Below are 25,475 nucleotides of genomic sequence, written 5' to 3'. Positions count from 1 at the left end.
GAAAAGTCGGCGGGAGCACCGCGCCGGAGCGCCTACGGTGATCGAATGCACCCACGCTTCGCCCCCGTCCGGGACTGCTTCCGCGACCTGCTGGCCTCCGGCCGGGAGACCGGCGCCAGCCTGACCATCTGGTACGACGGCCAGCCGGTGGTCGACCTGGTGGGCGGATTCCGCACCGGTGACGGGCCGTCCGGGCAGCCGTGGCGGCCGGACACACTGGTCAACGTCTACTCGGTCGGCAAGCCGGTCGCCGCGCTGTGCCTGCTGCTGCTCGTCGACCGGGACCGCGTCGACCTGGACGCGCCCGTGCAGCGGTACTGGCCGGAGTTCCGCACCCCGGCCACCGTGCGACACGTGTTGTCGCACACCGCCGGGCTGCCGGCGTTCCCGGTGCCCCGGCCGGCCAGCGCGATCGCGGACTGGGACCTGCTCGTCGGCGACCTGGCCGCCGCCGACCCCGAATGGCCGCCGGGAACGCTGGCCGGCGAGCACGCCTGGACGTACGGCCACCTGGTGGGCGAGCTGGTCCGCCGGGTGGACGGCCGGAGCGTGGGCCGTTTCCTCGCCGACGAGATCGCCGGCCCGTGGCAGCTCGACCTCGGGTTCGGGCTGGCCGAGACGGACCAACGTCGCTGCGCGGACCTGCGCTACGGCGACCCGGAGTGGCCGACCCGCAAGCTGGGCGACCCGGACACACTGCGGGCGAGGGCGTTGGGCAACCCGGCCGGTGGCCTGGATCTCGCCGTGCTGAACAGCCCGCTGTGGCGGGGGGCTCAGATGCCGGCGGTCAACCTGCACGCCACCTCCGTCGGCCTGGGCCGGCTCTACGCGGGTCTGCTGGCCGGCGGCGTCCTGGACGGCGTACGGCTGTTCAGCCCCGCCCTTCTCGACGAGGCGACCCGGGTCCAGTACGACGGCCCGGACGTGGTGCTGGACCGCCGGGTCCGGTGGACGCTGGGCATGCAGTGGGAGCCCGACCTCAGTTGGGGCATGGGCGGGCTCGGCGGCAGCAGCGCGTGGGCCGACCCGGTGCGCGGCTACACGCTCGCGTACGTCACGGCACAGCTCGCCGAGCACGACCGGGTGGACGAGCTGGCCGAGGTGCTGCACTCCTGCCTTTAGAGTCAGCGCAACCAGACCGGATCGGTGCCGGGCACGGTGAGCGGCGGCGGATAGTCCAGCGTGCGGCGAAGGTCGTCCGGCAGCTTCCACGGCTGGTGGATGGCCTTGCCCGACACCTTGGCCAACTCCGGCACCCAGCGGCGTACGTAGTCACCGTCCGGGTCGTACCGCTCGGCCTGCCGGACCGGGTTGAACCCCCGGTAGGGCTTGGTGTCGTTGCCGGTGCCGGCGACCCACTGCCAGTTGCCCGAGTTGTTGGCCACGTCGCCGTCGAGGAGCCAGCGGAAGAAGACCCGCACGCCGGCCCGCCAGTCCTGCCCCAGGTGCTTGGTCAGGTAGCCGGCGGTGATCAGCCGGGCCCGGTTGTGCTGCCAGCCCTGTGCCCGCATCTGCCGCATCCCGGCGTCCACGATCGGCATTCCCGTCCGGCCCTCGGCCCAGGCCGCGAGAGCGTCGTCGTCGTAGCGCCACTCCTCGGTGGCGCCCCGCCGGTACGCGGCCGTCGAGATCTGCGGGAACGCGGCGGTGACCTGGTAGTAGAAGTCGCGCCAGCAGATCTGCCGCACGAACGGTCCGGACCGGTCGCCGGCCCGGTTGGCCACCGACAGCGGCGACACGCAACCGAAGCGCAGGTACGGGCTGAGGCGGGAGGTGTCGTCGCCGGCCATGTCGTCGTGCTGGTCGTCGTACCGGCCCAACTCGGGCAGCCAGTCGGTGAGCCGCTGCCGGGCGACGCGCTCGCCGCCGACGGCCGCCTCCGGCGACTCCCCCGCCGGCGGCGCCGGCAACCGACCCACGCTCACCCCCTCGGGCAGCACGACCCGGCGGGGCGCGGCCAACTCCTCGCGCCACCGGGAAGCGGCCCACGCCCGGTGGTACGGGCTGAACACCCGGTAGTGGTCGCCACCTCCACCGGGCCGCAGGGCGCCCGGCTCGACGACCGTCAGCCCCGGAAAGAGCCGCAGGTGCAGCCGGTGCCGCTCACACTCGGCGCGCAGTCGACGCTCCCGGCGGCGGGCGTAGTGGCTGACATCGGCGGAGAGCGCGACAGCGGTGGCACCGACCTTGCCGGCCAGCCGGACCGTCTCGGCCACCGGGTCGCCGCGCCGCACCACCAGGTCGCCGCCGCGCTCGCGCAGCGCGTCACGCAGGTCGGCGAGCGCCTGGTGCAGGAACCGGGTGCGGTTGGCCGACAACCCGGCCAGGGCCGGGTCGAGCACGTACAACGGCACCACCCGGTCGAACGCCGCGCAGGTGGTGGCCAGCGCCGGGTGGTCGTGCACCCGCAGGTCGCGGGTGAAGAGCACGACCGCGGTGCCCCCGGTCACCGGGCCGCCGGCTGGACCGTCGGGCCCGGGATGGTGACCGGGGTACCCGTCGACGTCAGCAGAGCGCGCGCGGCCACCGCCATCCGTCGCCGCTGCGGCACCAGGGCGCGGCGGGCGAAGACGTCGTAGTCCTGTGCGGCCACCTCGTCGAGGATGCCGCCGTAGAGCGCGTACGCCGTGCGCATGCACGCCTGCGAGGCGGGAGCGAGCATGGTGATACCCGGCGCGGCGGCGGCGTAGTGCGCCTGGGCGCGGGTCACCTCGTACTCGATCAACTCGCGGGTGCGGGCCGTGCCCTGTCCCCGGTCGCGGGCCTCGACCAGGTCCTCGCGGGTGACGCCGAACTTCGCCAGGTCCTCGTCGGGGAGGTAGGTGCGGCCCCGGTCGAGGTCCTCGGCGACGTCACGGATGAAGTTGGTGAGCTGGAAGGCGAAGCCGAGCTGTCGGGCCGGCTCGCGGGCCGCCGCCGGGTCGGAGCTGCCCAGGATCGGCAACATCATGGTGCCGATCACCGCCGCCGAACCCTCCATGTAGTCGAGCAGGTGGTCGTACGTCGGGTACGAGGTGACCGTCAGGTCCATCGCCATGCTCTTCAGAAACGACGCGAAGTCGTCCCGGTCCAGATCGAAGATGGCGATCGTGTGCAGCACGGCCGGCAGCAGCGGGTCGTCAACCGACGCGCCGTGCAGGCCGGCCATGAACCTGCTGGCCCAGTCGTCGAGCAGGGCGGCCCGCTCGGCCGGTGGCAGGGCCTCGGTGCTGTCGACGATCTCGTCGGCGTACCGCGTGAATCCGTAGAGCGCATGGACATGTCGCCGTTTCCACGCGGGAAGCAGCCGGGTGGCGAGATAGTAGGTGCGGCCGTGACGTTTGTGCAGCTCACGGCACCGGTCATAGGCAGCGGTGAGATCTGTGTCCACCGGCCCTCCTCAAATATCGACGCACCAATCGACGCAACTCGTACCCTAGGGTACGCTCGCCCACATGGCCAACGACGCAGTTGCGGGCAACGCGGTACGTGTGGCACCGACCGAGCCGGGCGAGGGGGACGATCCGGTCCGCGCTGTCCTGGCCGCGTACACCCAGGACCTGATCACTGCGGTCGACGAGACCCTCTCCGCCTTCCTCGACTCCGAGGTCGACGCACTCAGCGAGATCGACGCAGCCATGGGCGGATTCGCGTCCGCCGCACGCGCGGCGGTGCTGTCCGGGGGCAAGCGCATCCGGTCCACGTTCGGCTACTGGGGCTGGCGTGGGGCGGTCGGCGGCGACGAACCGCTCCCCGCAGTCCTACCCGCGCTGGCCGCGCTCGAACTGCTGCACACCTTCGCGCTGGTCCACGACGACGTGATGGACGCCTCCACCACCCGTCGCGGCCGGCCCACCGCGCACGTCGCGCTCGCCGCCCAGCACGTCGCCGCCGGCCACCGGGGCGACCCGGACCGGTTCGGCGAGGCCGCCGCCGTGCTGATCGGCGACCTCTGCATGGTCTGGGCCGACAAGCTGCTCGCCCGCACCACCGTCAGCCCGGCCCGACTGTTCGAGGTCCGCCGCTGCTACGACCAGATGCGGGTCGAGACGGTCGCCGGCCAGTACCTGGACGTGCTCGGCGAGAACGACCCGGACAGCTGGTCGGTCGACCGGGCGCTGCGCGTGGCCCGCTACAAGACCGCCAGCTACACCGTGCAGCGACCGCTGCTCTTCGGCACCCGCCTCGCCGGGGTGCCGGCCGACGCCGCGCTGGTCACCGCGTACACCCGCTACGGGCTGGCCGTCGGTGAGGCGTTCCAGCTCCGCGACGACCTGCTCGGCGTCTACGGCGATCCGGCGTCCACCGGCAAGCCGGCCGGCGACGACCTGCGCGTCGGCAAGCCCACCACGCTGCTCATGCTGGCCCGTCAACTGGCCACGCCGAGCCAGCTCCGGGCGCTGGAGCAGACCGACGGCGCACCTGTCGAACGGCTCGCCGACGTGGTCGCCGCGACGGGCGCGGTGGTCCGGGTGGAGCGGATGATCGCCGAGCGGGTGGGCGATGCCCTGGCCGCGCTCGACAGCGCGCCGGTGGACCGGACGGCGCGTACCGCGCTGACCGGGTTGGCCACCGCCGCCACGAGCCGGCGGGCCTGATGACCGAGTATCTCGAGGAGGTGGTCACGTGCGGACGGTGACGGGACGGACGGACCGGGTGGTGGTCGTGGGTGCCGGGCTGGGTGGGCTCGCCTGCGCGCTGCACCTCGCCGGCAGCGGCCGGCAGGTGACGGTGCTGGAACGCGAGTCGGTCCCCGGCGGGCGAGCCGGGCGGCTCGCCGTCGACGGCTACGAGTTCGACACCGGCCCCACCGTGCTCACCATGCCCGACCTGATCGCCGAGGCGCTCGGGGCCGTCGGTGAGGAGCTGCGCGACTGGCTCGACCTGACCCCGTTGGACCCTGCGTACCGGGCGTACTACCCGGACGGGTCGACCCTCGACGTGCGCACCGACACCACCCGGATGGCGGCCGAGATCTCCCGGGTCTGCGGTCCCCGCGAGGCCGACGGCTACCTGCGCTTCGTCGACTACGCGCGCGAGCTGTGGCGGCTGGAACGGGCCGACTTCATCGAGCGCAACCTGGACGCGCCGACCGACCTGCTCACCGGCAACCTGCTCAAGCTGCTCACCGGCGGGGCCTTCCGCCGCCTCCAGACCAAGATCAACCAATTCTTCCGGGACCCCCGTACCCAGCGGATCTTCTCCTTCCAGGCGATGTACGCCGGGCTCGCCCCGCACGACGCGCTGGCCATCTACGCGGTCATCGCCTACCTCGACTCGGTGGCCGGGGTCTACTTCCCCCGAGGCGGCATCCACGCGGTCTCCCGCGCGATGGCCGGCGCGGCCGAGAAGCACGGCGTGCAGATCCGGTACGACACCACGGTGACCCGGGTGGAGACCGCGAACGGCCGGGCCACCGGCGTGCTGACCGCCGACGGCGAACTGGTGCCGGCCGACGTGGTGGTGCTCAACCCGGACCTGCCGGTCGCCTACCGGGACCTGCTCCCCGACGCACCCGCCCGACGCCTCACCTACTCGCCGTCCTGCGTCGTCCTGCACGTCGGCTCGCGACAGGGCTATGCGAAGATCGCCCACCACAACATCCACTTCGGACGCGCGTGGAAGGGCACCTTCGATGAGGTCATCCGCAGAGGCGAGCTGATGACCGATCCGTCGCTGCTGGTCACCAATCCCAGCCGGACCGACCCGTCGGTGGCGCCACCGGATCGGCACACCTACTACGTGCTCGCGCCCGTGCCGAACCTCGACCGGGCGCCCTTCGAGTGGCGCGGCGACCTGACCCAGCGCTACGGCGACCAGCTCATCGCGACGCTCGAGGAGCGTGGCTACGTCGGGTTCGGCGCCGGGGTCGAGGTGTTGCGCGCGATCACCCCCGCCGAGTGGGCCGAGCAGGGCATGGCGGCCGGCACACCGTTCGCCGCCGCGCACACGCTCTTCCAGACCGGGCCGTTCCGCCCGTCGAACCTGCACCGCCACCTGTCGAACGTCGTCTTCGTCGGCTCCGGCACGCAGCCCGGCGTGGGCGTACCGATGGTGTTGATCTCTGGCAAGCTGGCCGCCGGCCGGATCACGGGAGAGGGACGATGAGCAGCCGCGAGGACCATCTCGTCGAGCTGGTCGACGACGCCGGGCGAGCCAACGGCGACACCACCGTCGCCGCCGCCCACCAACCGCCGGGGCAGCTGCACCGGGCGTTCTCGGTGATGCTCGTCAACCCGGACGGCCAGGTGCTGCTGCAACGACGGGCCGCGGTCAAGACCCGCTTCCCGCTGCGCTGGGCGAACTCCTGCTGCGGCCACCCCCAGCCGGGCGAGTCGCTCACCGAGGCGGCCAACCGACGCCTGCGCGAGGAACTGGGCACCGGTCCGGTCGAGCTGACCGAGGTGGGCGTCTACGTCTACTACGCCGAGGACCCCAGCACCGGCCGGGTCGAGTTCGAGTACGACCACGTGCTGCGCGGCGAGTTCCGACCCGTCGCACCCCTGAGCCCCGACCCGGACGAGGTGGCCGAGCTGCGCTGGGCCGACCCGGCCGCCCTGGAAGCCGACCTCGACCGGGATCCCCGTTCGTACGCCCCCTGGCTGGGCGGGGTGGTGAACCGTCTGCTGCGTCCCTCAGGGTCCTCGTCGGGCGCCCCCGGCTCCACCACCACGACCCCGCCCGGATCGACGGCGGACGACGCGGTGGAGCGGTCGGGTGGCCGATGAGGCGTTGAGCGCGGGCGCCGTCGCGCGCCGGCTGGGGGTCGCGGTCACCACGCTGCGCACCTGGCACCAGCGCTACGGGCTCGGGCCCAGTGAGCACGTGCCCGGCCACCACCGTCGGTACACACCGGCCGACCTGGCCCGCCTCGAGACCATGCGCCGGTTGACCGCCGAGGGCGTCAGCCCGGCCGAGGCGGCCCGCTGGGCGCGACAGACGCCGGACCGGTCACCGCTGGACACCACCGCCCGAGGCCGGATCCGACCGGCGAGCCGCGACGGCGGCGGCGCCATCGGGGTGGGCCGCGCCGGCCCGGCGGCCCGGGGCCTCGCCCGCGCCGCCATGCGACTGGACGCGGCCGCGATCAACGAGACGATCGCGCACACGATCGCCACCAGCGGGATCATCTCCACCTGGGAGACCCTGCTGCGGCCCGTGCTCGCCGGCATCGGTGACCGGCATGTCGCCACCTCCGGCCTCATCGAGGTGGAGCACCTGGTCTCCCGGTGCGTGTCGGAGGCGTTCGCCGCGGCCAGTCGGGCCAACCCACCCGCCGGGCCCGCCCGGATCCTGCTCTCCTGCGCCGACGAGGAGCAGCACACCCTGCCCCTGGAAGCACTTGCCGCCGCGCTCGCCGAGGCCGGGGTGGGCTACCGGATGCTGGGCGCCCGGGTGCCGGTCGCCGCCCTCGTCGAAGCGGTCAACCGGACCGGACCGGCCGCCGTGGTGCTCTGGTCACACACCCGGGCCACCGCCGACCCGGCCCAGCTCAGCGCGCTGCTCGCCGCGCCCCGCCGCCCGCTGCTGATCCTCGCCGCCGGCCCGGGCTGGCGGGCCGACGGGCTGCCCGCCGGAGTGGTCCGGCCGGTCGACCTGGCCGAGGCGGTCTCGCTGGCGATGGCGGTCCGCGACTCGCTGGACCAGTCGCGAGAGGCCTGACCGACCTGTCGGCTCCCCGGTCGCTTCCACTACCGTCGAGTGGTCCGCCCACCCCGACCCTCCGGGAGCGAACAGATGCAAGCCCGCGCCGCCCTGGCGTCCGTCCTCGCCGTGGTGCTGGTCTTGTCCGGTTGCGCTCAACCAGACACTGCCATCCACGTCGCCGGGCCACCGCAGCCCGTCGAGTCGACCACCAGCCCCACCCCGAAGCCCACCCCCTCGCCGAGCGCCACCCGCGTCAAGCCCTCGAAGCCGCCGCTGCGACCGCTGCCGGCGAAGCTCCCGACCGGGCTGCGGCGCAACACCGGCGTACGGCCCGTGGCGCTGACCTTCGACGACGGGCCCAGCCCCGCCTGGACGCCCAAGGTGCTCGACCAACTGAAGGCGGCCCACGTCACGGCCACCTTCTGCGTGGTGGGCCGCGAAGCCCAGCGGCACCCGGAGCTGATCCGGCGGATCGTCCGGGAGGGCCACCAACTGTGCAACCACAGTTGGCGTCACGACCTCGACCTCGCCCGCCGACCGGCCTCCGACATCAAGGCCGACCTGGCCCGTACCAACAAGGCCATCCAGACAGCCGCCCCGGGCACGCCGGTGCCCTTCTACCGCCAACCCGGCGGCCGGTGGACGACGGAGGTCCTCGCCGTGGCCAAGGAGCTCGGCATGCGCCCCCTGCACTGGGCCGTCGATCCGCAGGACTGGGACAAGCCCACCGCCGCCACGATCGCGAAGCGGGTCCACAACGCGGCCCGTCCCGGCTCCATCGTGCTGCTGCACGACGGGGGCGGTGACCGGGCCGCGACGCTCGCCGCCTGCCCGCACGTGATCGCCGACCTGAAGCACCGCTACGGCATCACCCGGCTCAAGTAGGGCGTGTGTCGAAGTCCTCGGTCGAGCCGAGGCGGAGTTCAGGCGGCGGTCCGGCAAGGCGGAGATGGGCTCGGATACCGGTGTTGTATCCGGGCCCATCTCCAACGCGGCCGGCCGTCGTCTGGGCCCGCCGCAGGCCGGCCAGGTGCTTTGACACGCGCCCTACATGGGCTCTGACCTGCGGTTATGCGAGCCATGACGACCCCGGCCATACCGGTTTTGTCGACCGGCCAGGCATCACGTATGCTTTCCAAGCCTCCGGCGGGGCCGGATGGGAGCAAGTCCGCTTGAAGTTGCGAATGTGCAATGATGGCGGGGCCGCCCTCATCGTCTAGCGGCCCAGGACGCCGCCCTTTCAAGGCGGTAGCACGGGTTCGAATCCCGTTGGGGGCACGACCGGCGCAAGCCGGAGCAACACAAGCTAGGTCCTGTGGAGCAGTTGGAGTGCTCGCCGCCCTGTCAAGGCGGAGGTCGCGGGTTCAAGTCCCGTCAGGACCGCAGCGCTGACGCCGCGCATCGCGCGGCGTTCTGCGTATCGGAGCGTGTGATCCTGAGAGCAGTTCGATCTGCCGACGGGTAGCATGAGCCGAGCAACACGGCCAGGTAGCTCAGTTGGTACGAGCGTCCGACTGAAAATCGGAAGGTCGGCGGTTCGACCCCGCCCCTGGCCACATAGCCTTTCGCCGGGCTACAGAGGTCCCCACCAGCGAATACGCAGGTGGGGATCTTGCTTTTTTGTGCCCTGAGCGCCCTGCCTACCCCTTGATCGACTCGCTTTCGGCGAAGTCGGGGTATCGCAGCGACCGGGATACCGCGATATCGCCGAAGTCGAGTCGATCATCCGGGGCGGACGCGCTGGGCGGTGGTCACTGGTCCCCGCGGCCCTGTTGGCGGTGCTGGGCAATCCCGCCCTGGATCGCCTCCCACACGCTGCGCCCGGCCTGACGGATACTCTCGCTCGCCTGCTCGGCGAGCTGCGCCGCGCTTTGGGCCGCCGCCTGCGCCCCGCCCGCGACACCACCGCCAACCGGCCCGCCGCGCTGGTTACCGCCGTGCTGGCCCGCACCCCGCTGGCCGCCGCCCTGCTGGCCGGCACCCTGTCCGCCGCCGCGCTGGCCGGCACCCTGTCCGCCGCCGCGCTGTCCGCCGCCCTGCTGACCGCCGGCACCCTGCTGACCGCCGGCACCCTGCTGACCGCCGGCACCCTGCTGGCCGCCGCCACCTTGCTGACCGCCGCCCTGGGCACCACCACCGGTCGGCCCGCCACCAGAGGGCCCGCCGCCGACGTGGCCGCCCTCAGCCCGACCACCCTGGCCGTCCGCGCCGCGCCCCGCCGGGCCACCACCAGCCCGACCAGTGCCAGCCGGACCACCATCGCCTTGGTCGCCCCCAGCCGGACCGCCGCCGGACGGACCGCCACCGCCCGGACCACCCTCGGGCTGTCCCCTGTCACCTCGGTCGCCGGCGGGAGTACCGGACGGGCCCGGAGCGGGGGTCGAGACGGACGGACCGGCCGACGGACTCATCGGGCGGACCGGGCGTGCCGGTTCGCCGGCCCCGCCGGGTACACCCGCTTGTCGGGCCAGTTCGTCGCGGACGTTGCCGTGCTGCGCGCGGGCGGTGATCTCGGCGGCGCCGGCCGCCAACTGCTCGCTGCTGCGGTTCACGTCGTCGAGCGCACCGCCGCCCGCACGGGCGAGAGACTCGATGACCTGCGGGTTGTTGTCGATGGTGTCGAGCGCGCGGCCCAGGAGGGTCACCAGCTGCTCCAGCCGTACCCGTAGCTGCGCCTCGGCGTGCACCCCGTCGATGTCCAGTTCGACACCGTGCAGGTGGACCCGTACGCCCGCGTCGAGTTGGAGCAGGTTGGCCAGCCGGGCGCGCAGCGAGATGTCGGCGTCCAGTCCGTCCACGGCCAGCCGGATCGAGTCGACCGAGACGTTCGGGATGTCGAGGAGGACGTCCGGGTCTCCGGCGTCGGCGTCCCGCTCCGCCCGTGGGTGCTGCGCGTTCTCGCTCATGCTCTCCCGCTCCGCCCGTGCGCCGGCCCGGTCGTCCGGGCCGTCCGGCGCGGTTACCCGCTTTCCGGCGGGCCATCCCGTGCGTGACGACTCGGCAACCCACTGTCTGGAAAAGGGCACCGCGGAAGCTGCACAGCCGGGCATCAGCCGGTATGGTCCGGGCCTATGGGACAGGGGATGGCTGATCCGGCCGACATTCGGCAGGACCTGGAGCGCTTCTCCTTACGGTGCAGTCTCCTCGTCCCCGGTTCCGCCGAACGGGCGTTCGCCGTGTTCACCGATGAGCTGACCGAGTGGTGGGTCACGGAGTACACCTGGTCCGGTCCGGAAGCTCTCGCCGAGCTGGGCATGGAGCCGCGGGCCGGCGGCATGCTCTACGAGATCGGCCCGTACGGCTTTCGCGCCGACTGGGGGCGCGTGCTCACGTGGGATCCGCCTCGTCGGTTGGTCTTCGCCTGGCAGCTCGGTCCGGACCGGGTGCCGGTGCCGGATCCGGCGAAGGCGAGCGAGGTCGAGGTGCTGTTCCTGCCGGACGGGCCCGAACGGACCCGGGTCGAGTTGGAGCACCGGCACTTCGACCGGCACGGCGAGGCGGCCGAGGGCTATCGCAAGGCGCTCACGGCGGGCTGGCACGAGTTGCTCACCCGCTATCTCGCCACGGTGTCGCGCGGCCAGCACACCGCCTGAGCGGCGTCACCGGTCGAGTTGTCGACCCACCCGGCCGGTGTCCAGGTTGCGGCCGCCCAGGTGCGCGCGGCTGCCCGCTTCGGCGCCGGAGCCGAAGCCGGTGCCGCCGAGGCGTCGCGCCGGAGCGGTACGCAGTCGCGGGTACTCCTCGGTGAGCCGCCGTTGCACCCGGTCGGAGCGGTCGGCCAGCACCAGCGCCATCGACGGGGCGCCGGACTCGGTGGCCGCTGCCGACTCGGCCGCCCAGAGTCGCCCCCCGATCACCTCCGCGAAGCCGGCCAGCCAGGACCGCCGAAAGGCGGCCGGATGGTCGTCCGCCGGCACCGCCGTGGCCGCCAGGCCGTGCGCGGCCTGCACGAGCAGTGATGTGAAGAGCAGATCCACGCGTTCGAGGTCGCTGGCGAAGCCGAACAGGTGGGCGACGAACCCGTTGCCCTGCTTGCGCCGGACACAGCGGCAGCGCAGCGGCTCGGCGACCGCCGCGAGCAGGCCGACCTTGTCCCGCGCGTACGGGGCGACGATGTCGAGCACGCGGTCGCCGACCGGGTCGGTGGTCGGGTCGCGGACCGCGAGCAGCGCCCGGTCGACGCCGTAGCGGGCGATCAGCTCGGTCGCCTTGGCGGTGAACGCCGCCGACTCGGCGGGCGTGCAGGCCGGGTCCTCGGCCTGGGCGAGCAGCTTGCGCACCTTGCTGAGCATGGCCTCGGACATGCCCCCAGAGCTATCACACCCGACCGACGATCCGGGCCCACGCCGCTATTGATCGATCAGTATCATCGTCACGGTCAGCTCGTCCGTCCAATACGGACAGTCAGTTAACTGTTTCCGGAGGCCGCCTGCATGTCATCCCCGACCGCTCGCCTGCTCGCCGTCGCCACAGCCGCCGCGCTGCTCGCCAGCGGCGCACCCGCCCGGGCCGCCACGGCCAGCCCGGGCGACGACTCCACCGATTTCACCTCGGGGCCGAACCTCTTCGCCCCGCTCGCCACCTGCTACGGCGGCGCGGTCCGCTCGTTCTTCCAGACCGGCGGCTACGGCGGCCAGGCCGGTCCGTACCGCACCACAACGCGGTGCCGCGACATCAACGTCCGCAACGCCAGCGCGTACGCCACCGAAGCCTGCGTGATCTTCATCGACAAGACCAGCAAGTGCAACTACTGGACCTACCTGCCGGCCAACTCCGGCTGGACCGTCGTCGCGACGAACGTCAAGGACGGGGTCAACTTCCGGGTCCGCTTCGAGAACCTGCGCTACGAGTACGAGCCACTGGTCGCGTACCACGCCTTCTGAACGGCCCGGGCGGGCGCGGCACCCGAGGCGGGTGCCGCGCTCATCCGGCGCGACTGCGCAGGGTGGCGATCGTCGAACCGGCGAGCGTGAGCAGGCAGTCGGAGAGCTGCCCGTCGGCCGCCGCCGCTCCGAACAGGGCCTCTCCGGTCGGTACGTCCCGGTTGGCGTAGGCGCTCACGAAGCGGGCCACCCAGCGGGTGTCGTAGTCCGCCTGCTCGATGCCCGGGAACTCCAGCGCGCATCCGGTGCTCGTCGGCGCGTCACCGACCATCGTCGCGGCCAGGCACCAGGCGACCCCGTACGCCCCGGACAGGCCAGCCCGGTCGACGACGGCGTCGAACGTACCTGTCACGGCGTCCCCGTCCCCGGCCAGCGCCGAACGGAGCACGGCGGTCGCGTCGTCGAGCATCTGCTGTGGTAGGTCCGTCACCCAGCGCACAGTAGGACGGGGGGTCAAGCCATCGCCATTTCGTCACTCTGCGTGGTCAACGTGAGCTACCTACGCATTGCGCCACCTCCACGGTCCCGCGACCGGCCTCGGCACGCTAATGTGCGCAGCGGACCTTCGCCGGAGGAAGGACGACCATGCTCGTATCACGCCGCTCGCGGGTGGCCACACTGGCTGCCTGCGCGACGATCCTGCTCGCCACAAGCGCTTGCGGGGATGACAAGACCCCGGAGGGGAGCGCCCAACAGGTGCGCCTCTACGGCACGGACGGCAACATGCTCAACTCCTACCCAGCGGAGTTGAAGGAACGTGCCGACCTCGTCGACGGAATGAAGGGGACCACGCCACTCACCCCACTGCCTGACGACTTCAAGGGCCGGCTACGGTCCGTCAACCCGGCGCTGACGGACTACCTCTACGCCGCCGAGACGTACGACGCGGTGGTGATCGGTGTGCTCGCCGCCCAACTGGCCGGCAGCACCGACCCGGCCGCCATCGCGAAGCAGATCGTCGGCGTGACCAACAACGGTCAGCGCTGCGAGGACCCGGCCAGTTGCCTCACCCTGGCCCGGGCCGGGCAGGACATCGAGTACCGCAGCGTCTCGCTGACCCGCGCTGGCTTCACCGACAAGGGTGAGCCGGCCACCGCGAGTTACGCGACGCTGACCTTCGACGGCCAGCAGATCAACGACGGCAAGACCGAGTTCGTCGGCGCGGGTGCCGAGTCGGCGGCGAGCACCAAGACCCCGCCGAAGGGCAAGAAGGCACGTCCCGGTGACGCCAGCGACGACCAGAAGCCGTTGATCGTGGGCGGTCTGCTGCCGAAGACCGGTGACCTGGCGATCGCGTACCCGCCGATGGCGGCCGGCGCCGCGCTGGCGATCCGGGAGATCAACGCCGCTGGCGGCGTGCTGGGCAAGCCGGTGACGTGGAAGGACGGCGACGACGGCACCAGCCCGGCGGTGGCCAAGGCGACCGTCGCCAAGCACGTGGCGGACGGCGTCAGCATCATCATCGGCGCGGGCGCGTCGGGCATCTCCCGCGAGGTGCTGCCGGACGTGGTCAAGGCCGGGAAGATCCTCTTCTCGCCGTCGAACACCGACTCCAGCCTGACCGACGTCGAGGACAAGGGCCTCTACTTCCGTACCGCCCCGCCGGACAGCCTTCAGGGCCGGGCGCTCGCCGACGTGGTCCTGCGCGACGGGTCGCAAAAGATCGTCATCGTCGCCCGCAAGGACTCCTACGGCGAGGGTCTGCAGGCCACCGTCCGTGACGAGCTGGAGAAGGCCGGCATCGCCGGTGACCGACTCAAGCTGCTCACGTACGACCCGCCCGCCGATGCCAAGGCCCCGCCGGTGGACTTCTCCGGCGGCGCGAAGGAGATCAAGGAGTTCGGCGCGGACGCCGTCCTGATCATCGGCTTCGGCGAGTCGGCCCAGGTGATCCGGGCGCTCGCCGACACCGGGGTGCAGATCCGGCACTGAGCATCACCCGCGGACCACGACGGCCGCACCGGCTCGAGAGCCGGTGCGGCCGTTTCGTTGCCGCGTCAGCGGGCGCGGCGGCGTTCCAGGAACTCGGTCATGCGGCGGTGCTTCTCCTCGTCCTCGAAGAGCACCGCCTGACTGACCAGGTCGAGCTGCGGGTGCGCGGCGGCGGGCGCGTCGACGGCCAGTTTGGTGAGCCGCAACGCCAGGGGCGAGGCCTGGGCCATCTCGTCCAGCAGCCCGTGCGCCGTCGTCAGCAGCTCCCCGGGCTCGTCCACCACCCGGTTCACCAGACCGATCCGCAGGGCCTCCGCCGCGTCCACCCGACGGCCGGTGAACAGCAGTTCCTTGGCCCGACCTTCGCCGACGAGGGCGGGCAGTCGGTGGGTCGCGCCAGCGCCGGCCAGGATGCCCAACCGCACCTCCGGCTGACCGAACACCGCCCGGGCCGTACACACCCGAAGATCGCAGGCGTACGCCAGCTCCGCGCCGCCGCCCAGCGCCGGCCCGTCCACGGCGGCCACGCTCGGCATGGGCAGTGCCCTGATCCGCGCGAAGGCCGCCGAGTTGATCGCGGCCAGGGCGTCCGTGCGGCCCCGCTCGCGAAGCTGGCCGATGTCCGCGCCGCCGGCGAAGATGCCCTCCGCGCCGCCGGTCAGGAGCAGCAGCCGGGGGCGGGCCTCCAACTCGGCGCAGACGTCGTGCAGCTCGGCGATCAGGTCGGCGTCGATGGCATTGCGCTTCTCCGGCCGGGCCAGCGTCACCACGAGCCGGTCCGACCGCTCCTCGATCCGCAGGCCAGTCATTGCTTGACGCCGCCTTCCCAGCGGTAGAAGCCGTGCCCGGACTTCTTGCCCAGCCGTCCGGCGGCCACCATCTCCACCAGCAGCTCCGGTGGCGCGAAGCGGTCCCCGTACGCGGCCTGGAGGGTACGGGCGATGTCGAGGCGCACGTCCAGGCCGACCAGGTCGGTGAGTTCCAGCGGCCCGACGGGGTGCCGGTAGCCGAGCACCATCGCCTTGTCGATGTCGGCCGGGCTGGCCACCTGGTCGGCGACCATCCGGATCGCCTCCAGCCCCAGCGTGACCCCGAGGCGGGAGGTGGCGAAGCCGGGCATGTCGCGTACGACGACGGGGTCCTTGCCCAACCGGCCGGCGAGCGCGACGGCCGCGTTGGTGGTCTCCTCGGCGGTGGCCGGGCCGACCACGATCTCCAGCAGCGTCATCGCCCAGACGGGGTTGAAGAAGTGCAGGCCGAGGAAGTGCTCGGGGGCGTCCAGAGCCGCGGCCAGCTCGCCGATGGCGATGCTGGACGTGTTGCTGCCGAGCAGCGCCGGGTTCAGGGCCGCCGCGTCGCGCAGCACCGCCCTCTTCAGGTCCAGCCGCTCCGGCACCGCCTCCACGACCACCTCCGGAGCCGGGGCGACCTCGGCGAGGCTCGGCCGCAGGATCACCCGCTCCCGGTGCGCGGCGGCCTCGTCGGCGCTCAGCTTGCCGCGCTGTACCGCGCGCTCCCACAGGTCGGCGAGCCGGGTCAGCGCGGTCGCCCCCCGCTCCGCGTCCACCTCGACCAGCTCGACGGCGTGGCCGGCGCCGGCCGCCACGTACGCGATGCCGAGCCCCATCGTGCCCGCACCGACGACCACGAAACGATCGTTCATCACGCCTCCCTGTCCGTCCCGGTGGCGCGCGGGGTCTCCGCCACGCCGGCCCGGGTGCCCGGCCCGCTGCGCTCGCTCATGGTGCGACCCTAGACAGCCCGGGACCCCGCGCATGCGTGGGGGAGCGCGGGATCGGGTACGTACGGCCCGTCAACTCAAGGGAAGGACCGCATCGAGATGAGCCAGGCACCGGAGAGCGTCACGACCGACTCCGAGACCGTGGAGACCCGGGGCGATGATCGGGTCGACCTGCTGCGCGCCGACACCAACAACGACGGCAAGACCGACGTGTGGGTGGTGGACACCGACGGCGACGGCAAGGCCGACCTGTTCCAGTTCGACACCGACGGTGACGGCAAGGTGGACATCACCATGGTCGACCTCGACGAGGACGGCACTCCCGACGAGGTCGTCGACGGCGACGGCGGCCTCCCGCCCGAGCCGCTGCCCCCGACCGTTCAGGTCTGAGCCGTACGACGGCTCCTGCGTCCGACGCGGCGCAGGGGCCGTCGCTCAGCCGGCGAGGCGCAGGGTGGCCAGGTAGTAGGGGGCGTCGCGGTCGTCCACATCGGTCAACCGCCACCCGCTTCCGTGCACGAGCTCGGCGAACTCGTCGGGCGAGCAGACCAGGTAGTCGAACCATTCGGTGCCCAGTTCCCGGTAGCGCAGCCGGAGCCGGAGTTGGCCACCGAACCGCCCCCGGCGTCGGTTGCGCTCGTGATAGCCGGTGTGCACCGGGTCGCGGGTGCCGTACGGGTTGGTGCCGTGCGCGATGATCTGCGCCCCGGGCCGGGCCAGCGCGGCGAGCGCGGCGAGGAACACCGGGGCCCGCTCGCGGCCCTCGAACAGCCCGAGGTTGTTGCCGAGCAGCAGGAACGTGTCGTAGCGCCGCCCGTCGACGACGTGCGTGTCCACCGTGCCGTGCACCAGCCGCCGTACGCCCCGACGCCGGCTCACGTCGAGCGCGCCCGCCGACGTGTCGAGGCCGGTGACGGGTATGCCGCGCTCCTGGAGCAGCAGTGCGATCCGACCGGCCCCGGTGCCGACGTCAAGCGTCTCGCCCCGGGCCCGGTCGACGGCCCGGTGGTCGTACGGCTGCCAGTCGGCCGGCCCGTCGAGGTAGTGCGCCGCCGGAGCGCCGTTGATCAGACCGTCGTCCCGTTCGATGATCTCGATGACCGGCCGGGGCAGCCGACCGCCGACCATCGGCCGGGGGCCGACCCCGGTCGCCACGGCGAGCGCGTCCCGCAGCAGTTCACCGACCACGTCACCAATTGCAGGCTCCCCCGTCACGCCGTTCACGCTATCTGGCCGCTCAGTGGCCCGCAGCGGCCTATCCTGGCGGCGTGACCACGCTGGACCGGCTGTCGGCCGAGAAGTACATCCTGCTCACGACCTTCCGCAAGGACGGCCGGGCGGTGCCGACTCCGGTCTGGGCGGTCCGCGACGGGGACGCGTTGGCGGTGTGGACCCGCGCCGACTCGGGGAAGGTCAAGCGGATCCGCCACAACGGCGAGGTGACCGTGGCGCCGTGCGACGTGCGGGGCCGGCCGCACGGCGCGGAGGTGCCCGCCCACGCGACCCTCTACGGTGGCCGCGACACGGGCCGGGTCCGGGACCTGCTCAAGCACAAGTACCGCCTGATCGGTCGGCTGAGCCTGCTGGGCAGCCGGTTGCGTCGCGGTGAGGGCGGCACGATCGGCATCCGGGTGACGTTGACCGGCCCCGACGCGGACTGACGCGCCGACGCGGAGGACGGCATGGCGCGGAGACGGACAGCAAAAAGGGCGGAGGATCGAAATCCACCGCCCTTTTTCGGAAACCTCTATCGGGTCAGTCGCCCTGCCGCTGCTGCGGGATCTGGCCCTGTAGCAGCGCCCTGACCTCCGACTCGCGGTATCGACGGTGGCCACCCAGGGTGCGGATGGCGCTGAGCTTGCCAGCCTTCGCCCACCGGGTCACCGTCTTCGGGTCGACACGGAACATCGACGCCACCTCGGCCGGTGTGAGCAGCGGCTCTGGTTCGTGCGTTCGCGATGCCATCGGTCACTCCTCCACATGTATAGACATCGGCCGGGGTCCCGCCGGCCGACGCGTCTCCCATGGTCCGGCTAGTCCCCGATGTCCGACATGGGCCGAACGGATGAAGGTCCCTAGACGGACGGATGAACCATGCCCGATTTTTACGACTTTTACACGGCAGAAAGTACCTTATTCGGACTCATGATCACGGTTCGTGATGCGTCAACTACGAGACACCCTCGCCTTGGGAGCGCTCCTAGGGGGGATTTGCCTCAGTTGCACCGCTCCAGGAGCTGCACGGCACGCCAGCGGGCCACCAACTTGTCGTACGCGGCCGACGCCTCGTCCGCCTCTCCCCGGGACAGGCCCGCGAGGCCGCCGGCGACCAACTCCGGCGAGTCGTCGGCGGCGAGAGTCTCGTCGGAGAGCAGGTCCACGAGGCCGCCGTAGTCCAGCTCCACCACCGAACGCGGATGGAACTCCTCCAGCCAGCGGGCCGCCTCCTGGACCGCCTCGGTGATCGGCGCCTCGCCCACCGACTTGCGCAGCACCGACAACGCCCGGGACGAACGGCGGCGGGCCTTGGAGATCTCCGTCCGGTAGCGCAGCGCCCGCCGGTCCGGCTGGGTGACGAGATCCCGCTCCGACGGGTCGAAGAGCACGAACCACCGCAGGGGTACGCCCCAGGTCGCGATCTGCTCGTGCACCCGGGGCACCCCGTGCTCCAGAACCCGCGCGCCGCTGCGCCAGTCGTCGACGACCGCCCGGGCCTGCCCGGCGAGCACCGGCGGCACGAAGGCGTCAGCAAGCACCGGGGGCACCCCGTCCCGGGCGTTGAGCGCCGCCTCAGCGACCCGGATACGCAGGTTCCAGGGGCAGACCAGCAGACTGTCGTCCGTCTCCAGGACGTAGGCCTCCTCGGGCAGGTCGGGCAGGCGGGTCCAGCCCGCGCCCAACGCCTCGATCACCGCCGTCCGCTGACGGCCGGGCCCCTCGACCGGGGCGACCGCCCGTCCCTCCGAGACGTAGCGGCGCCAGTAACTCTGCCGGTCCCGGTCGAAGGCGGTCAGCGGCTCGTACACGCGCAGGTATGAAGCGAAGAGCGACGGCACCGCGCGATCCTCCCACGAACCGCACCCCCGCGCGGCCAGCGGCCGGACCGCGCGCGCCGCACCGTGAGACGGCGGCGGCGCGTCCGGCGCTCGTACGGCGGCCGATACTAGGCTCGATCACACCGGCAGCATCCCCGCCGGGGTCCACCAGGTCCGCGTCCCACAAGGAACGCACACCATCGTAGGAGCCAGTCATGGGCGTATTCGCGAGCACCGACGACCCGGTATCGACCGGTCACGAGCAGGTCGTCTTCTGCCAGGACAAGCAGAGCGGCCTCAAGGCGATCATCGGGATCTACTCCACCGCGCTGGGGCCCGCGCTCGGCGGCACCCGCTTCTACCCGTACGCCAGCGAGGACGACGCCCTCGCCGACGTGCTCGACCTGTCCCGTGGGATGGCGTACAAGAACGCGCTCGCCGGGCTGGACCTGGGCGGCGGCAAGGCCGTCATCTGGGGTGACCCGGAGCAGATCAAGAGCGAGGCGCTGCTGCGCGCGTACGGCCGCTTCGTGGAGTCGCTGGCCGGCCGCTACTACACCGCCTGCGACGTCGGCACCTACGTGCCGGACATGGACGTCATCGCCCGCGAGACCCGCTACGTGACCGGCCGCAGCGTGGAGCACGGCGGTGCCGGCGACTCGTCGATCCTGACCGCCTGGGGCGTGTTCCAGGGGATGCGGGCGGCCGCCGAGCACGTCTGGGGCACGCCGAGCCTGAAGGGCCGCCGCGTTGGCGTGGCGGGCCTGGGCAAGGTCGGCAAGTACCTGATCGGGCATCTGCTGGACGACGGCGCCGAGGTGGTCGCCACGGACGTCAACCCGAAGGCCTTGGCCTGGGTACGCGCCAACCACCCCCAGGTCACCCTGGTGGATGACTCCAGCGCGCTGGTCGCGGCGGACATCGACGTGTACGCCCCCTGCGCGCTGGGCGGCGCGCTGAACGACGACACCGTTCCGGCGCTGCGCGCCAAGGTGGTGACCGGCGCGGCGAACAACCAGCTCGCGCACCCGGGGATCGAGAAGCTGCTGGCCGACCGGGGCATCCTCTACACGCCGGACTACGTGGTCAACGCCGGCGGCGTGATCCAGGTGGCCGACGAGATCGAGGGCTTCAACTTCGACCGGGCGAAGCTGCGGGCCACCCGGATCTACGACACCACCCGGGAGATCCTGGGCCTGGCGGACGCCGAGGGTGTGCCGCCCGCGGTCGCCGCGGATCGGCTGGCCGAGCGACGGATGGCCGAGGTCGGTCGGCTGCGCACGATCCACCTGCGCTGAACTCACCCGGAGGCGGATCGACCGGGATCCGCCTCCGGGCCTCCCGTACCGCCCCGACTCGGTAAGCTGAGCCCCGGGTCACGTTTGGCGTGTTTTGCCCGGCGTCACGGGTGCTCTCCGTTCCGCTCCTTACCCGGTACACTGGGTGACGGCCGGATCGCCGCGACGCGCAGAGCCGGCTGACGGTAACCCGAGGTGCCGAACGATGGCATCCCCATGTACCGTAAGAGCCACGAGAGATGCCTGACGTCATCGGGGCCCGCCTTCGGGCTGCCCCGCATTCTGTGCGAGGGGGTCGAGCCATGGGGCGCGGCCGTGCTAAGGCCAAGCAGACGAAGGTGGCCCGGGAGTTGAAGTACCACTCCCCGAACACCGACCTCACCGCCTTGCAGCGCGAACTGGCGGGTGCTGGTAAGTCTGAGCACCACTTCGACGACGACTCAAAAGAGTTCGTCGACGACGATGATGAGAATCACGCGGACGACGACCCGGATCCCTGGGTCCGTCCGACCCGCTGACCTCTCGACGTAGCTGAGCACGCGGTAACCCCCGCGTGCTCACGCATGTGTCCTTCGGGAGCGAGATCGGTGCCGATCATCAGGGGCCTGCCCCTGGCCGGGGACCACTCCGACCGGCCGACAGGCCCCTGATCACGGCCGCCCTACCGCGGCCGGTTGTTCCAGTTGTAGAAGGTCGGGATGTTCTCGAAGTGGTTCCAGGCGCAGACGGCGCTGACGCCGTCTCCGCCCGGCACCTCCGCCCGCAGTCGCCGTGCGTCCGCGGCCTCCTGCAACAGGGCGACAAGCCCGGGGGCGGCCTCCCGCACGCGTTCGGTGACATCGTCCGGGGCATCGTCCGCTTCGCGCTCAGGCCGCCGGTGACTGGTGGTCTCGGGCATGTTGCAACACTCCCTCCAATAGGCGGATCTTGCTGTTGCGGCAGTGCTCGGTCTCCGTACCGTCAAAACGCCCCAGCTCGAAGTAACGGTTGGCGGCGTGGCCGCCACCACAGAAGCCGAAGTAGGGGCACGACACCCGACACGCTTCCACCCCCGTCAGGAACTCGCCGACCCACGCGGTCGACGTGGCACCGGCCAGGATCCGGGCCAGCGGGGTGGTCAGCACGTTCCCACTGCTGAAGTCGCCGTAGCGCGGGTCCGTGAAGCCGGCCAACTCCGGCGAGAGCACCGTCACCGAGCCGTCGTGCCCGACGGTCGGTATCGGATCCAGCCGGCGGGGCAGCACACCGTCCGCCGTGCCGTCGAGGACCGCCGCCGCGTACCGCAGCGACCACTCGACCTCGCGCAGGTGGATCCGGGGCGCCCGCCGCCAGGCCGCCACCAGCTCGGCCCAGAACGTGGTCACGGCCGCCGGATCGTGGCTGTTGTCGCGGGTGTTGACCCCTTCGGTCTCCTCGATGTTGATGCCCAGCACATCGCAGCCCAGATCGAGAAAGTAGTCGTACAGCTCCGCGGCGAGGCCCGGCGACGGCCGGGACACCACGGCCAGCGCCGAGAAGGGCAGGCCGTGGCGGCGCAACGCGGCCACGCCGCGCAGGATCCGGTCGTACGCCGGCTGACCGCCACGGTTGACCCGGTCGCCGTTGCGCTCGCGTGGCCCGTCCACGCTCACGCTCACGCGCATCTCGTGGCGGGCGAAGAACTCGCACCACTCGTCGTCGATCAACGTGGCGTTCGTCTGCACATGGTGTTCGACCTCGGGCCCGAAGGGTGCGATCAGAGCGGCCAGGTGCTCCCGGCCTGCCGCCAACGGCTCACCGCCGTGCCACACGACGGAGAAGCGTCCGGAGGCCGCCCACGGATTGACCGCCGCCGCCACCGCCTCGGCCACCGGCACCGACATGCGCCGGTCGACGGACCGAAACGGCAGGTAGCAGTACGCGCAGTCGAGGTTGCACAGGGTGGTGGGCTGCATGACGACGTACGACGGGACCACGGCCAGGCCGCGCATCCCGCTGAACGTCGGTTCTCCAGCAGCCATCACCCTCCTCCGCCAAGCCCGAGCCTTTCAGGCTAGGCGGCGCCGGCCACTCGGGTGAAGCCCTGATCAGGTACCCGTACGGTCACCGGAGAGTGATCACCCGCGGGTGTGCTGGCCCACCATCTGCACGTTGCCGGTGCCCTCGATGATCTCGCCCGCCTGCCAGGCCTCGACGCCACGGCCGGTCAGCGTGGCCAGGGCACGGTCGGCGTCCTCGGCCGAGACGATCGCGAACATGCCGACGCCCATGTTGAACGTCGACTCCATGTCCTGGTCGTCGATCCGGCCCTTCGACTGGATCAGGTCGAAGATGGGCTGCGGCTTCCAGGTGGACCGGTTGACCACCGCGTCGACGTGCTCGGGAAGCACCCGTACCAGGTTGCCCGGGATGCCGCCGCCGGTGATGTGCGACAGCGCCCGCACCTCGGCCTCCTCGATCAGCTTGAGGCAGTCCTTGGCGTAGATCTTGGTGGGGGTCAGCAGCTCCTCACCGAGGGTCCGCTGCCGGCCGAAGTCGTCGATCACGATGTCCAACCGCATCCGGGCGGCACCGAGCAGCACGTGCCGGACCAGCGAGTACCCGTTGGAGTGCAGGCCGGACGACCGCATGGCGATGACGACGTCACCCACCTCGACGCGGTCCGGGCTGAGGATGTCGGCCTCCTCGACCACACCGACACCGGTCGCGGAGATGTCGTACTCGTCCGGGCGGAGCACACCGGGGTGCTCGGCGGTCTCCCCGCCCAGCAGCGCGCAGCCCGCGTACCGGCAGCCGTCGGCGATGCCCGCGCCGATCTCGGCCACCTTGTCCGGGACGACCTCGCCGGTGGCGATGTAGTCGAGCAGGAACAGCGGCTCGGCGCCGCACGCCACCAGGTCGTCGACGACCATCGCGACCAGGTCGATGCCGACCGTGTCGTGGATGTCCATCTGCTGCGCGATGACCAGCTTGGTGCCCACACCGTCGGTCGAGGACGCCAGGATCGGGTTCTTGTACTTCTTCGTGTCCAACCGGAACAGGCCGGCGAAGCCGCCGAGGTCGCCCAGCACCTCGGGGCGCCGGGTCTCCCGCACCTTCGACTTGAGCAGCTCGACCGCGCGGTCGCCCGCGTCGATGGAGACCCCGGCGTCGGCGTACGAGACGGAGCGCTTGCCCCGCTGGCGGCCGGCACCGCCCGTCCACGGCTGGTGGTCGCTGCCAGCGCCGTTCGGGCTGCTTCCTGCGCCGCTGCGCTCGGACACGTGCGTCACGGTTCTCCCCTTTTGTGGTTCTCGGTGCCGCGCCGGCGGTGGCCGGGCCGCGCCGGTTGGTGCTACGGGCGGTTTGCGGTCACGCCACCCGGAGTGGCGACGAGCGAGCCGAAGCTCTCCGGGGCCTCCGACGTCGCGGTGGCGACCCGGCGGCCCATCCCTTCGAGGACGTGCTTGCCGATCAGATTGCCAGCCGGCAGCTCGATCGGGTACTCCCCATCGAAACACGCCCGACACAGCCGGGTCTTCGGCTGCTCGGTCGCGGCGATCAGGCCGGGAAGCGACACGTAACCCAGCGTGTCGGCGCCGATGGATCGCCGGATGCCGTCGTTGTCCAACCCGTTGGCCAGCAGCTCCGCCCGGGTGGCGAAGTCGATGCCGTAGAAGCACGGCCAACTGACCGGCGGAGAGGAGATCCGGACGTGCACCTCGAGCGCCCCCGCCTCGCGCAACATCCGGACGATGGCCCGCTGCGTGTTGCCGCGCACGATCGAGTCGTCCACGACCACCAGCCGCTTGCCGCGCACGTTCTGCCGCAGGGGGTTGAGCTTGAGTCGGATGCCGAGCTGACGCAGGGTCTGCGACGGCTGGATGAAGGTACGCCCCACGTACGGGTTCTTCATGAGGCCCGCGCCGTAGGTGATGCCGGACGCCTCCGCGTAACCGATCGCGGCCGGGGTGCCGGACTCCGGCACCGGGATGACCAGGTCGGCCTCGACCGGGTGTTCCTTGGCCAACTGCCGCCCGATCTGCACCCGCGCCGCGTGCACGTTGCGCCCGGCGATCGTCGCGTCGGGGCGGGCGATGTAGACGTACTCGAAGAGGCAGCCCTTCGGCTCCGGCGCAGCGAAGCGGGTGGACCGCAGCCCCTCCTCGTCGATCGCGATCAGCTCGCCGGGCTCGATCTCGCGCACCACGCTCGCGCCGACGATGTCCAGCGCGGCGGTCTCGCTCGCGACCACCCAGCCACGCTCCAGCCGGCCGAGGACCAGCGGGCGTACGCCGTGCGCGTCGCGGGCCGCGTACAGCGTCGACTCGTCCATGAAGACGAAGCTGAACGCCCCGCGAAGCTGCGGCAGCACCTCGAGCGCGGCGGCCTCGACCGACAGGTCGGGGCGGCTGGCCAGCAGCATGGTCACCAGCGAGGTGTCGTTGGTCGAGCCGTCCGCGACCAGGCCGCGTTCGGCGACCTCCTTCTCCAGCTCGGCGGTGTTGACCAGGTTGCCGTTGTGGGCCAGCGCGATGGTCGTGCCGGAATCGGTCGACCGGATGGTCGGCTGGGCGTTCTCCCAGTTGGACGCGCCGGTCGTGGAGTACCGGGCGTGCCCGATCGCCAGGTGGCCGCGCAGGCTGGCCAGGGTGGGCTCGTCGAAGACCTGGGCCACCAGGCCGAGATCCTTGTAGACCACCACGCCCGAGCCGTCGCTGACCGCGATGCCCGCAGCCTCCTGGCCGCGGTGCTGGAGGGCGTAGAGGCCGAAGTAGGTCAGATTCGCGACCTCTTCGCCGGGGGCCCACACGCCGAAGACGCCGCAGGCATCCTGGGGGCCAGGTCGTTGGGGGTCAAGGTCGTGGCTCAGCCGGCCGTCGCCTCGGGGCACTACCGCTCCCTCATGCTGGTCTGGACCGGCCTGGCGGGGATCACGGGGCGGATCCACACTTCTCGGCCGGGACCACTGTCGTCGCCTGACAGTGTACGCGAGTCAACG

Annotated in this window: 27 protein-coding genes and 3 tRNA genes; 16 read left to right on the top strand and 14 right to left on the bottom strand. The window is 71.9% G+C overall.

Features of this window, described 5'->3' with window-relative positions; genetic code table 11:
• Positions 1-45: 45 nt before the first annotated feature.
• The gene (locus ACQPZK_RS01075; RefSeq protein ID WP_433536489.1) at positions 46-1,122 is read left to right on the top strand and encodes a serine hydrolase domain-containing protein; all 1,077 of its coding nucleotides are present in this window, start codon (positions 46-48) and stop codon (positions 1,120-1,122) included.
• 2 nt (positions 1,123-1,124) lie between these two features.
• On the opposite strand, the gene ACQPZK_RS01070 is transcribed toward ACQPZK_RS01075, so the two are convergent.
• Positions 1,125-2,450, bottom strand: a complete 1,326-nt coding sequence (locus tag ACQPZK_RS01070; RefSeq protein ID WP_433536488.1) for a cryptochrome/photolyase family protein — start codon at positions 2,448-2,450, stop codon at positions 1,125-1,127.
• The gene (locus tag ACQPZK_RS01065) at positions 2,447-3,370 is read right to left on the bottom strand and encodes a phytoene/squalene synthase family protein (RefSeq protein WP_433536487.1); all 924 of its coding nucleotides are present in this window, start codon (positions 3,368-3,370) and stop codon (positions 2,447-2,449) included. The genes ACQPZK_RS01070 and ACQPZK_RS01065 overlap by 4 nt, the downstream gene beginning before the upstream one ends.
• 64 nt (positions 3,371-3,434) lie before the next feature.
• Between ACQPZK_RS01065 and ACQPZK_RS01060 the strand changes: the two genes are divergently transcribed.
• The 8 genes from ACQPZK_RS01060 (at position 3,435) to ACQPZK_RS01025 (ending at position 9,182) form a co-directional block, all read left to right on the top strand.
• On the top strand, positions 3,435-4,577 hold the full coding sequence (locus tag ACQPZK_RS01060) for a polyprenyl synthetase family protein (RefSeq protein ID WP_433536486.1): 1,143 nt from the start codon (positions 3,435-3,437) through the stop codon (positions 4,575-4,577).
• A 28-nt stretch (positions 4,578-4,605) separates the two neighbouring features.
• Positions 4,606-6,087: a phytoene desaturase family protein gene (gene crtI, locus ACQPZK_RS01055; RefSeq protein WP_433536485.1), complete on the top strand. Its 1,482-nt coding sequence runs from the start codon at positions 4,606-4,608 to the stop codon at positions 6,085-6,087.
• Positions 6,084-6,707, top strand: a complete 624-nt coding sequence (gene idi, locus ACQPZK_RS01050; RefSeq protein WP_433536484.1) for an isopentenyl-diphosphate Delta-isomerase — start codon at positions 6,084-6,086, stop codon at positions 6,705-6,707. Before crtI ends, idi begins: the two co-directional genes overlap by 4 nt.
• Positions 6,697-7,641 carry a MerR family transcriptional regulator gene (locus ACQPZK_RS01045; protein WP_433536483.1) on the top strand — a complete coding sequence of 315 codons (945 nt, stop codon included), beginning with the start codon at positions 6,697-6,699 and terminating at the stop codon, positions 7,639-7,641. The genes idi and ACQPZK_RS01045 overlap by 11 nt, the downstream gene beginning before the upstream one ends.
• Positions 7,642-7,716: 75 nt before the next feature.
• Positions 7,717-8,511 carry a polysaccharide deacetylase family protein gene (locus ACQPZK_RS01040; protein WP_433536482.1) on the top strand — a complete coding sequence of 265 codons (795 nt, stop codon included), beginning with the start codon at positions 7,717-7,719 and terminating at the stop codon, positions 8,509-8,511.
• Positions 8,512-8,831: 320 nt separating this feature from the next.
• A tRNA-Glu gene (locus tag ACQPZK_RS01035) sits at positions 8,832-8,904 on the top strand.
• Between the two features lie 31 nt (positions 8,905-8,935).
• A tRNA-Asp gene (locus ACQPZK_RS01030) sits at positions 8,936-9,009 on the top strand.
• Positions 9,010-9,108: 99 nt separating this feature from the next.
• Positions 9,109-9,182, top strand: a tRNA-Phe gene (locus ACQPZK_RS01025).
• Positions 9,183-9,377: 195 nt separating this feature from the next.
• Here the strand turns inward: ACQPZK_RS01025 and ACQPZK_RS01020 are convergent.
• Positions 9,378-10,532 carry a hypothetical protein gene (locus ACQPZK_RS01020; RefSeq protein WP_433536481.1) on the bottom strand — a complete coding sequence of 385 codons (1,155 nt, stop codon included), beginning with the start codon at positions 10,530-10,532 and terminating at the stop codon, positions 9,378-9,380.
• 165 nt (positions 10,533-10,697) lie between these two features.
• On the opposite strand from ACQPZK_RS01020, the gene ACQPZK_RS01015 reads away from it, so the two are divergent.
• Positions 10,698-11,219, top strand: a complete 522-nt coding sequence (locus tag ACQPZK_RS01015; protein WP_433536480.1) for an SRPBCC family protein — start codon at positions 10,698-10,700, stop codon at positions 11,217-11,219.
• A gap of 6 nt (positions 11,220-11,225) precedes the next feature.
• Here ACQPZK_RS01015 and ACQPZK_RS01010 read toward each other — a convergent pair whose 3' ends face one another.
• Positions 11,226-11,930: a DUF2786 domain-containing protein gene (locus ACQPZK_RS01010; RefSeq protein ID WP_433536479.1), complete on the bottom strand. Its 705-nt coding sequence runs from the start codon at positions 11,928-11,930 to the stop codon at positions 11,226-11,228.
• 129 nt (positions 11,931-12,059) lie between these two features.
• Between ACQPZK_RS01010 and ACQPZK_RS01005 the strand changes: the two genes are divergently transcribed.
• The gene (locus ACQPZK_RS01005) at positions 12,060-12,509 is read left to right on the top strand and encodes a hypothetical protein (RefSeq protein ID WP_433536478.1); all 450 of its coding nucleotides are present in this window, start codon (positions 12,060-12,062) and stop codon (positions 12,507-12,509) included.
• Between the two features lie 40 nt (positions 12,510-12,549).
• On the opposite strand, the gene ACQPZK_RS01000 is transcribed toward ACQPZK_RS01005, so the two are convergent.
• Positions 12,550-12,939, bottom strand: coding sequence for a hypothetical protein (locus ACQPZK_RS01000; RefSeq protein WP_433536477.1), 390 nt, complete (start codon positions 12,937-12,939; stop codon positions 12,550-12,552).
• A gap of 155 nt (positions 12,940-13,094) precedes the next feature.
• On the opposite strand from ACQPZK_RS01000, the gene ACQPZK_RS00995 reads away from it, so the two are divergent.
• Positions 13,095-14,441 (top strand): ABC transporter substrate-binding protein, encoded by a 1,347-nt coding sequence (locus tag ACQPZK_RS00995; RefSeq protein ID WP_433536476.1) that lies wholly within the window; start codon positions 13,095-13,097, stop codon positions 14,439-14,441.
• Between the two features lie 65 nt (positions 14,442-14,506).
• Here ACQPZK_RS00995 and ACQPZK_RS00990 read toward each other — a convergent pair whose 3' ends face one another.
• The gene (locus ACQPZK_RS00990; RefSeq protein ID WP_433536475.1) at positions 14,507-15,250 is read right to left on the bottom strand and encodes an enoyl-CoA hydratase/isomerase family protein; all 744 of its coding nucleotides are present in this window, start codon (positions 15,248-15,250) and stop codon (positions 14,507-14,509) included.
• Positions 15,247-16,104, bottom strand: a complete 858-nt coding sequence (locus ACQPZK_RS00985; RefSeq protein ID WP_433536474.1) for a 3-hydroxyacyl-CoA dehydrogenase family protein — start codon at positions 16,102-16,104, stop codon at positions 15,247-15,249. Before ACQPZK_RS00985 ends, ACQPZK_RS00990 begins: the two co-directional genes overlap by 4 nt.
• Positions 16,105-16,281: 177 nt before the next feature.
• Between ACQPZK_RS00985 and ACQPZK_RS00980 the strand changes: the two genes are divergently transcribed.
• Positions 16,282-16,572 (top strand): hypothetical protein, encoded by a 291-nt coding sequence (locus ACQPZK_RS00980; RefSeq protein ID WP_433536473.1) that lies wholly within the window; start codon positions 16,282-16,284, stop codon positions 16,570-16,572.
• 45 nt (positions 16,573-16,617) lie between these two features.
• On the opposite strand, the gene ACQPZK_RS00975 is transcribed toward ACQPZK_RS00980, so the two are convergent.
• Entirely contained in the window at positions 16,618-17,397 is a 780-nt protein-coding gene (locus ACQPZK_RS00975) for a class I SAM-dependent methyltransferase (protein ID WP_433536472.1), read from the bottom strand.
• 53 nt (positions 17,398-17,450) lie between these two features.
• Here ACQPZK_RS00975 and ACQPZK_RS00970 point away from each other — a divergent pair, with 53 nt between their 5' ends.
• A complete protein-coding gene (locus ACQPZK_RS00970; RefSeq protein WP_433536471.1) occupies positions 17,451-17,843 on the top strand; it encodes a PPOX class F420-dependent oxidoreductase in 393 nt (130 codons plus the stop codon).
• 94 nt (positions 17,844-17,937) lie between these two features.
• Here ACQPZK_RS00970 and ACQPZK_RS00965 read toward each other — a convergent pair whose 3' ends face one another.
• Both ACQPZK_RS00965 and ACQPZK_RS00960 read right to left on the bottom strand, forming a co-directional pair.
• Positions 17,938-18,147, bottom strand: a complete 210-nt coding sequence (locus ACQPZK_RS00965; protein ID WP_007073996.1) for a BldC family transcriptional regulator — start codon at positions 18,145-18,147, stop codon at positions 17,938-17,940.
• A gap of 251 nt (positions 18,148-18,398) precedes the next feature.
• The gene (locus ACQPZK_RS00960; RefSeq protein ID WP_433536470.1) at positions 18,399-19,238 is read right to left on the bottom strand and encodes a hypothetical protein; all 840 of its coding nucleotides are present in this window, start codon (positions 19,236-19,238) and stop codon (positions 18,399-18,401) included.
• Positions 19,239-19,432: 194 nt separating this feature from the next.
• Here ACQPZK_RS00960 and ACQPZK_RS00955 point away from each other — a divergent pair, with 194 nt between their 5' ends.
• Both ACQPZK_RS00955 and ACQPZK_RS00950 read left to right on the top strand, forming a co-directional pair.
• Positions 19,433-20,515: a Glu/Leu/Phe/Val family dehydrogenase gene (locus tag ACQPZK_RS00955; protein ID WP_433536469.1), complete on the top strand. Its 1,083-nt coding sequence runs from the start codon at positions 19,433-19,435 to the stop codon at positions 20,513-20,515.
• Between the two features lie 302 nt (positions 20,516-20,817).
• On the top strand, positions 20,818-21,033 hold the full coding sequence (locus ACQPZK_RS00950) for a DUF3073 domain-containing protein (protein WP_007454329.1): 216 nt from the start codon (positions 20,818-20,820) through the stop codon (positions 21,031-21,033).
• 143 nt (positions 21,034-21,176) lie between these two features.
• Here ACQPZK_RS00950 and amcA read toward each other — a convergent pair whose 3' ends face one another.
• The 4 genes from amcA to purF all read right to left on the bottom strand — a co-directional run bounded on the left by amcA (position 21,177) and on the right by purF (position 25,367).
• The gene (gene amcA, locus ACQPZK_RS00945) at positions 21,177-21,413 is read right to left on the bottom strand and encodes a multiple cyclophane-containing RiPP AmcA (RefSeq protein ID WP_422737713.1); all 237 of its coding nucleotides are present in this window, start codon (positions 21,411-21,413) and stop codon (positions 21,177-21,179) included.
• On the bottom strand, positions 21,382-22,485 hold the full coding sequence (gene amcB, locus ACQPZK_RS00940; RefSeq protein WP_433539070.1) for a cyclophane-forming radical SAM peptide maturase AmcB: 1,104 nt from the start codon (positions 22,483-22,485) through the stop codon (positions 21,382-21,384). Before amcB ends, amcA begins: the two co-directional genes overlap by 32 nt.
• A gap of 126 nt (positions 22,486-22,611) precedes the next feature.
• On the bottom strand, positions 22,612-23,766 hold the full coding sequence (gene purM, locus ACQPZK_RS00935; RefSeq protein ID WP_433536468.1) for a phosphoribosylformylglycinamidine cyclo-ligase: 1,155 nt from the start codon (positions 23,764-23,766) through the stop codon (positions 22,612-22,614).
• Positions 23,767-23,828: 62 nt separating this feature from the next.
• Positions 23,829-25,367 carry an amidophosphoribosyltransferase gene (purF, locus tag ACQPZK_RS00930; protein WP_433536467.1) on the bottom strand — a complete coding sequence of 513 codons (1,539 nt, stop codon included), beginning with the start codon at positions 25,365-25,367 and terminating at the stop codon, positions 23,829-23,831.
• Positions 25,368-25,475: the final 108 nt, after the last annotated feature.

It is taken from the genome of Micromonospora sp. CA-249363 (genome assembly GCF_050950185.1).
GTDB lineage: Bacteria > Actinomycetota > Actinomycetes > Mycobacteriales > Micromonosporaceae > Micromonospora.
This window is presented reverse-complemented; position numbering and strand designations above follow the sequence as displayed.

Bases quoted from the DNA above. Each gene is read 5' to 3' on its own strand.
- ACQPZK_RS01075 (WP_433536489.1), top strand. From the start codon at position 46: ATGCACCCACGCTTCGCCCCCGTCCGGGACTGCTTCCGCGACCTGCTG.
- ACQPZK_RS01060 (WP_433536486.1), top strand. From the start codon at position 3,435: ATGGCCAACGACGCAGTTGCGGGCAACGCGGTACGTGTGGCACCGACC.
- idi (WP_433536484.1), top strand. From the start codon at position 6,084: ATGAGCAGCCGCGAGGACCATCTCGTCGAGCTGGTCGACGACGCCGGG.
- ACQPZK_RS01040 (WP_433536482.1), top strand. From the start codon at position 7,717: ATGCAAGCCCGCGCCGCCCTGGCGTCCGTCCTCGCCGTGGTGCTGGTC.
- ACQPZK_RS01020 (WP_433536481.1), bottom strand. From the start codon at position 10,532: ATGAGCGAGAACGCGCAGCACCCACGGGCGGAGCGGGACGCCGACGCC.
- ACQPZK_RS01015 (WP_433536480.1), top strand. From the start codon at position 10,698: ATGGGACAGGGGATGGCTGATCCGGCCGACATTCGGCAGGACCTGGAG.
- ACQPZK_RS01010 (WP_433536479.1), bottom strand. From the start codon at position 11,930: ATGTCCGAGGCCATGCTCAGCAAGGTGCGCAAGCTGCTCGCCCAGGCC.
- ACQPZK_RS01005 (WP_433536478.1), top strand. From the start codon at position 12,060: ATGTCATCCCCGACCGCTCGCCTGCTCGCCGTCGCCACAGCCGCCGCG.
- ACQPZK_RS00995 (WP_433536476.1), top strand. From the start codon at position 13,095: ATGCTCGTATCACGCCGCTCGCGGGTGGCCACACTGGCTGCCTGCGCG.
- ACQPZK_RS00990 (WP_433536475.1), bottom strand. From the start codon at position 15,250: ATGACTGGCCTGCGGATCGAGGAGCGGTCGGACCGGCTCGTGGTGACG.
- ACQPZK_RS00985 (WP_433536474.1), bottom strand. From the start codon at position 16,104: ATGAACGATCGTTTCGTGGTCGTCGGTGCGGGCACGATGGGGCTCGGC.
- ACQPZK_RS00980 (WP_433536473.1), top strand. From the start codon at position 16,282: ATGAGCCAGGCACCGGAGAGCGTCACGACCGACTCCGAGACCGTGGAG.
- ACQPZK_RS00965 (WP_007073996.1), bottom strand. From the start codon at position 18,147: ATGGCATCGCGAACGCACGAACCAGAGCCGCTGCTCACACCGGCCGAG.
- ACQPZK_RS00955 (WP_433536469.1), top strand. From the start codon at position 19,433: ATGGGCGTATTCGCGAGCACCGACGACCCGGTATCGACCGGTCACGAG.
- ACQPZK_RS00950 (WP_007454329.1), top strand. From the start codon at position 20,818: ATGGGGCGCGGCCGTGCTAAGGCCAAGCAGACGAAGGTGGCCCGGGAG.
- amcA (WP_422737713.1), bottom strand. From the start codon at position 21,413: ATGCCCGAGACCACCAGTCACCGGCGGCCTGAGCGCGAAGCGGACGAT.
- amcB (WP_433539070.1), bottom strand. From the start codon at position 22,485: ATGCGCGGCCTGGCCGTGGTCCCGTCGTACGTCGTCATGCAGCCCACC.